This is a genomic window from Brevibacterium linens ATCC 9172 (assembly GCF_900169165.1).
Taxonomy (GTDB): domain Bacteria; phylum Actinomycetota; class Actinomycetes; order Actinomycetales; family Brevibacteriaceae; genus Brevibacterium; species Brevibacterium linens.
Genome location: NZ_FXYY01000030.1, coordinates 24,693 through 31,284, shown reverse-complemented (window position 1 = coordinate 31,284; position 6,592 = coordinate 24,693). Strand labels below are relative to the sequence as shown.

Annotated in this window: 4 protein-coding genes; 2 read left to right on the top strand and 2 right to left on the bottom strand. The window is 60.1% G+C overall.

The window, feature by feature from the left end:
* Positions 1–378 precede the first annotated feature (378 nt).
* Positions 379–1,665, bottom strand: a complete 1,287-nt coding sequence (gene tyrS, locus BLIN9172_RS15850; RefSeq protein WP_101555914.1) for a tyrosine--tRNA ligase — start codon at positions 1,663–1,665, stop codon at positions 379–381.
* 280 nt (positions 1,666–1,945) lie between these two features.
* Positions 1,946–3,592, bottom strand: coding sequence for a sigma-54-dependent Fis family transcriptional regulator (locus tag BLIN9172_RS15845; RefSeq protein ID WP_101555913.1), 1,647 nt, complete (start codon positions 3,590–3,592; stop codon positions 1,946–1,948).
* A gap of 216 nt (positions 3,593–3,808) precedes the next feature.
* Between BLIN9172_RS15845 and BLIN9172_RS15840 the strand changes: the two genes are divergently transcribed.
* Together BLIN9172_RS15840 and BLIN9172_RS15835 are read left to right on the top strand one after the other, a co-directional pair.
* The gene (locus BLIN9172_RS15840) at positions 3,809–4,900 is read left to right on the top strand and encodes a zinc-binding dehydrogenase (RefSeq protein ID WP_101555912.1); all 1,092 of its coding nucleotides are present in this window, start codon (positions 3,809–3,811) and stop codon (positions 4,898–4,900) included.
* Positions 4,901–4,977: 77 nt separating this feature from the next.
* Complete coding sequence (locus BLIN9172_RS15835) at positions 4,978–6,483, top strand: aldehyde dehydrogenase family protein (protein WP_101555911.1); 1,506 nt, start codon at positions 4,978–4,980, stop codon at positions 6,481–6,483.
* The last annotated feature ends 109 nt before the right edge of the window (positions 6,484–6,592 follow it).

Below are 6,592 nucleotides of genomic sequence, written 5' to 3'. Positions count from 1 at the left end.
AGACCTTCGCGAGTGGGTTAAGGCGTGGAACGAGGACCCGCAACCATTCGTGTGGACGAAAACCGCGGAAGAGATACTGGAATCTCTCTCACGACTAATGCAACGAACTACCGGCGCAGGACACTAGATGACCGCATGCTTTTCCATGGTGATGGCCCCACATCGCCAGTCCGGTTGACCGCCGGCTGCCGGAGCGCACGCTGATTGACCGCGTTCCGTTGGCGGCAAGGCTGCCGCTGAAGCCGCCTCTACAATGCGGCCTCTTGTATTCGTCGATGACAAGGTTTTCCGTTGTCGAACGGTCCCAACTGTCGTGAATACGACAATGCCGCGCCCTCCGGGTGCGGAGGACACGGCATTATCAATGACGGAGGTTGCTCAGCCGACGATGTCGACAGCACCGAGGGTCTTCTTGCCTCGGCGCAGGAGGACGACTCCTCCAGTTTCTGTCGAGAGCACATCATCGGAAGACAGGGTCTGTTCCTGGTCGGCGACCTTGACGTTGTTGACGTAAGCTCCCCCGTCCTTGATGGCACGGCGAGCCTCACCCTTGGACTTGACGATGCCGGCAGCGACGAACGCATCAGCAACCGGCAGGCCTTCGGCCAGCTGGGTCGTCGACACCTCACCCCGCGGCAGCTCGGAAGTTGCCGCACCCAGCGTCGACGAATCAAGGCCGGTGAGCTCTCCCCCGCCGAAGAGGGCGGAGGCCGCGGCGATGGCCTGTTCGTAAGCCTGGCGTCCGTGGACCAAGGTGGTGACATCCTCGGCGAGGGCCTTCTGCGCTACACGGGTATGCGGGGCAGCAGTGAACTCGGCTTCGATGGCGTCGATCTCGTCGAGCGGGCGCAGCGAGAACACCTTGAGGTACTTCACCACGTCGCGGTCGTCGGCGTTGAGCCAGAACTGACTGAAGGCGTACGGGCTGGTCAGCGACGAGTCGAGCCACACGGTGCCGGATTCGGTCTTGCCGAACTTCGTTCCGTCGGCCTTCGTGATCAGCGGGGTGGCCAGGGCGTGAACGGACTTCTGCTCGACGCGGCGGATGAGGTCGACGCCCGAGGTGAGGTTGCCCCACTGGTCGGAGCCGCCGGTCTGCAGGGAGCAGCCGTAGCGGCGGTTGAGTTCGAGGTAGTCGTTGCCCTGGAGGATCTGGTACGAGAACTCGGTGAAGGAGATGCCGGCTTCGCTGTTGAGGCGCGCGGAGACGGATTCCTTCGCGAGCATCCGGTTGACCGGGAAGTGCTTGCCGATGTCACGGAGGAAGTCGATGGCCGACAGCTGCGAAGTCCAGTCGAGGTTGTTGACGATCTGCGCGGCGTGGGGACCGTCGAAGTCGAGGAACTTCTCGACCTGGGCGCGGATCTTCGCCACCCATTCTTCGACGACCTCACGTGGGTTGAGCGTCCGTTCCCCCGACATGCGGGGATCGCCGATGAGACCGGTGGCGCCGCCGACGAGGGCCAGCGGGTTGTGTCCGGCCTGCTGGAGGCGGGCGGCGGTCAGCAGCTGGACAAGGTTGCCCATGTGCAGGCTCGGGGCCGTCGGATCGAAACCGACATAATAGGTCAGCGACTCCTCGGCCAGGGCTTTCTGCAGGGCGGTCTCGTCTGTGGAAACTGCGACGAGCCCGCGGGCCTTGAGTTCGCTGAAGATGTCGGTCACTTCGGTCCTTTCGAGTCAGAATCGCGATTCGTGTCAAGACGAACACGGCGATTCCTGCGTGTGTGTGCCGATCCGACGTCGGCTCGAGTTCAATAATACGGTGTGCACGTCGCACATTCGAAGCGCCTCTGGTCAGATCAGCAGCGGGCGTCTTCCGACAGGGCAACATCGCCCATCGAGCACCATGGGCATTGACCGGGTTGGCCCATATTTGAGCTGGCAGCTGATGTGGGAAACCCAGATAGGCCTGCGACTTTCGACTAACCCTTCGACGTTGTTGTCAGACAGCGATCCGGAATTCGCGGAGGCGCCGATAGAGCGTAGTCCGGCTGATCCCCAGCGCCTTAGCCGCTTGGTGTTTATTGCCGTCGGAGGAGGCCAGTGCCTCGAGGATGGCTGCCTGTTCTGCTTTTTCCATTGCTGTGGTCGCAGCACCGTCCTTGGCCCTGAGTTCGGAAGGAAGATCGGACACTCCGATGGTGCTTCCCGTGCGATCGATGAGAACCCGAGTCAGCACCTTCTTCAACTGGGCGAGGTTTCCGGGCCAATTCCCGCGAGAGAGCGCTTGGAGGCACGGGGGCGAGAAGACGACCTCCCGCCCATCATTGACCTGTTTGGCCACGCCTTGGACAAGTGCACCGAACTCGGCAGTTCTCTCGCGCAACGGCGGCAGCGTGACGATATGATCGGCGCCGGACAGGACTGACGCGAGCGGCTGTTGGTTCTCGACCGCCGGAGTCGAGGTGAGAACCAGTGTTCTTCCATCGAAAGATCCGACCAGCCGACGTAGCACTCGAAGCTGCTGTTCTGAGAGCACCTCAATGTCGTCGAGGATCAGAGCGCCGGAGGATCCCTGAGACAAGGTTCTGAAAACATCGATCAGACCCTCACAGCCCCCCTCGAGCAGATCGATCGCTTCGATTCGGATCGGAGAACAGCCTCGCATGATCTCTGTCGCGGCCGATGTCCGGCCCGTCCCGGTGTCCCCGACGACGGCGATTGTGCCACTTCGGCCTTTGACGTGATCCAATCGGGAATTCCACAGATACCCCGAGTTGTCGGAACGCGGGGCACCTCGCGCAACCGACCGTCGTTCGCGCCAGGACGGATGAAGGGTGAGAATCGTCTGCCGGGGCCCGACACTATGGATGTCGATATCGAGTTCCCTGCCGTGGCCGACATCCATGGTGGTGCGCAAGGCTGCGGATTCGGCGGCTCTGCGCACAGTCATCCGCAGCTCTGTCAGATCCACGATTTCGAGAATCTCCTCTGCTCTGTCATTGCTCATCATCGTTCCCTCGCCCAATGCGCAGACTGCTACGGATGAGCCACGGGAAGTACGGATGAAGCCTTCCAAGAGTCGGTATTCGTCGTAGTAGGTGTTGGCCATCAGCTGCGCCTCTATCTGACGGACGAGCGTCCGGCCGAATCCTTCCAGGAGACAACCGGTGGCAGCTGTCGGCGCCGTTACGTTGAGCACGCCTTCGAGTCTTTTGCTTCCTCCGTGGACAATGGGTACTCCGAAACACGAGAAGTCGCGGAAGGCCTCGATAAAGTGTTCGTTCCCGTCAATCGTGATTCCGCGACCGATCTCCAACGCGGTTCCAATGCCGTTGAGCCCTACTTTGTCCTCACTAAGGTCGGCTCCGACGATGAGACCGCGACGTTGCGCTTCGATCCTGGTCCGACTCGCCGTATCGCCGACAGCCTGGATCAGGCGTCCTGTTCGATCTGCAAGAAGCAAGGTGAGATCGAGTCCTGCAAGATCGTCTGCCACTGCGGCGAATGCGGCATCGCTGGCCCTGAGAAGTGAACTGCCGAGCTCCGTCGACGAGGCCGCTGCCGGTTCAGGGCGTGCCGACCGTGTGACACCTGAGAGCTCGGACCGTTTCCAGCCATAGTGAATCAGCTCGCTCCGTTGCGACATCACTGAACTTGACCTCCGTCGAAGAAGAGACTGCACCGTCTGTGGATTGCTTCGAAGCTACCGCACTCATCGGATGCGGACAACAAGCGGTGATCACCATGCGAACATCCATGCGCAGTGTTTCATAACTGCACACTTGCTCATGTGACTCACACCATAGCTTAGTAGCAGGAGCCAAGATTCGGTTCCGCACAAACGTTTGAAAGGACAGAACTGATGAAAGCATCACTGGCGACAGCTATCGGCGAAAAGTTCTCACTACACGATGTTGTGATCGATGACCCCGTCGGCCGTGAGGTCCTCGTCGATGTCAAGGCCAGCGGTCTGTGCCACTCAGACCTCCATCTGATCGACCATGATTTTGGGATGCCGCTTCCAGCAGTCGGTGGTCACGAGATCTCGGGAGTCGTCAAATCGGTCGGTCCCGGTGTCACAAGTATGAGCGTCGGAGACCGAGTGGTCGCGTGCCTCATCACTTACTGCGGCGCGTGCGCAGAATGTCTCTCAGGTCGGACCACTTTGTGCTCCAATCCCTCGGCTGTGGCGCGCAAGGAGGGTGAGAAGCCGCGTGTCTCCTTCTCCGACGGCACCGAAATCGCCCAATCCGTCAGTGTCGGCGGGTTCGCAGAGCAGGTGCTTGTCCACGAGAACCAGTTGGCTGTGGTGAATGATGAGATTCCGTTCCCTCAGGCAGCGCTGCTCGGCTGTTCCGTCGTGACGGGAGCGGGAGCTGCCATCAACACCGCTCACGTCCGCCCCGGGGAAACTGTGGCTGTCATCGGAACCGGCGGCATCGGACTCAACGCAATCAGCGGCGCGCGCCTCTGCGGAGCCAAGAACGTGATCGCCATCGACATCCTCGACAGCAAGCTCGAGGCAGCGAAGAAGTTCGGCGCCACCGACGTGATCAACTCTGCTTCTACCGACCCCGTGGAAGCAGTACAGGAACTGACTGGCGGAGTCGATCACGCCTTCGAAGCCATCGGGTTGGACGTCACTCAGCGTCAGGTGCAGGATATGACGAGGCCCGGCGGCACAGCGTACCTCATCGGTATCGCTCCTCCCGGCTCGACGACCCCGTTCGATTCCTCACTGGGCGATCTCTTCGCGCAGAAGCGTCTGCACGCAGTCCTTATGGGTTCGTCGAACGTCAAACGCGATATCGCGCTCTATGCTGACCTCTATGTCCAAGGTCGGTTCGAACTCGACCATCTCGTCACCCAGGAGATCTCCATCAATGAGATCAATGAAGGCTACGAGCAGCTGTTGAAGGGTGAAGTCATCCGGTCTGTCATCACTTCGTTCTGAGACACAGACCGACCCAGCGCGATAGCTTCACATAAACGTCAGACCGATCACTGCTGATCGGTCGAAAGGAATCGACAATGACTTCGATCACTCAATCCACATCTTCGTCTTCCGAATTGCAGGAATTCCTCGCACGCCCGCAGAAGATACTCATCGATGGTCTCTGGACCGATGCATCGTCCGGCGAGACCTTCGACATCTTTAATCCTGCGACCGGTGACGTCATCGCGAAGGTTCCCCGAGGAAACAACGATGACATCGATCGGGCGGTCGATGCCGCACGCCGGGCGTTCGACACGTCGAACTGGACACGCTGGCGCCCGAACAAGCGCGAAGAACTGCTGTGGAGAATCTCCGAACGGATCAGTGAGCTCGCTCACGAATTCGCAGAGCTTGAATCACTCGACAACGGAAAGCCGGTTGGCATCGCTGCCGCTTTCGATGTCAGGGCCTCTGCAGACTGCTTCCGCTATTACGCCGGTTGGCCGTCGAAGATCCAGGGTTCGGTCAACAACCCGTCGATGCTGCTCGCACCGGAAGAAGCCGAGTTCCACTCATTCACCCGACATGAACCTGTTGGAGTCTGCGGGCAGATCATCCCTTGGAACTTCCCGCTTCTGATGGCGGCGTGGAAGATCGCTCCTGCCCTGGCGACCGGCAATACTGTTGTGCTCAAGCCCGCCGAGCAGACTCCAACGACTGCTCTGCTTCTCGGGCAGGTTCTTGTTGACGCAGGAGTTCCCGCCGGCGTTGTCAATATCGTCACTGGATACGGAGACATCGGAGCAGCGATCTCCGAGCACCCCGGTGTCGATAAAGTGGCATTCACCGGGTCCACGGAAGTCGGCAAGAAGATCGTCGCCGCATCTTCGGGCAACCTCAAGAAGGTGTCCCTCGAACTCGGCGGAAAATCACCGAACATCGTGTTCGAAGACGCAGACATCGACAGTGCTGTTGCCGGTGTACTCCAAGGCTTCACACTGAATTCCGGTCAGGCGTGTGAAGCGGGCACTCGCGTGTTTGTCCACGAGTCCATCTACGATGATTTCAACAATGCTCTGGCCGACCAGGTTCGTGCGCTCACCGTCGGACCCGGCAATGATCCTGCGTCCGACATCACGCCACTGGTCTCTCAGGAGCAGCTGGATCGCGTGGTGGGCTACCTCGAGGCCGGAAAGGAGGCGGGGGCAGTCGCCCTCGTCGGTGGCAACCGCCACGGTGACTCGGGCTATTTCGTCGAGCCCACGGTCTTCACCGACACAACTGAAGACATGTCAATCGTGCAGGAAGAGATCTTCGGACCTGTGGCAGTGTCGATTCCCTTCTCCGATGATTCAGAGGTCATCGACGCTGCGAACCGCAGCCATTATGGTCTGGCCGCAGGTCTCTGGACGAAGGACCTCAGCAGAGCTCACCGAGTCGCGAACCGGCTCAATGCCGGATCCGTGTGGGTCAATACTTTCCACGCCTTGGACAGCGCACTGCCCTTCGGCGGGTACCACCAGTCGGGTTGGGGGCGAGAGCTCGGAGCGGAAAGCATTGAACTCTACACTCAGGTGAAGTCAGTGACCATGGCGATCTGACACATCCGCACAATGAAGAGGCGAGCGGCGACTGCGGCCGCTCGCCTCGTCTTCCCGTCAAAACACGATGTAGGAGTCGTCTGAGCAGGACGAGACTTGAGATGAGGAG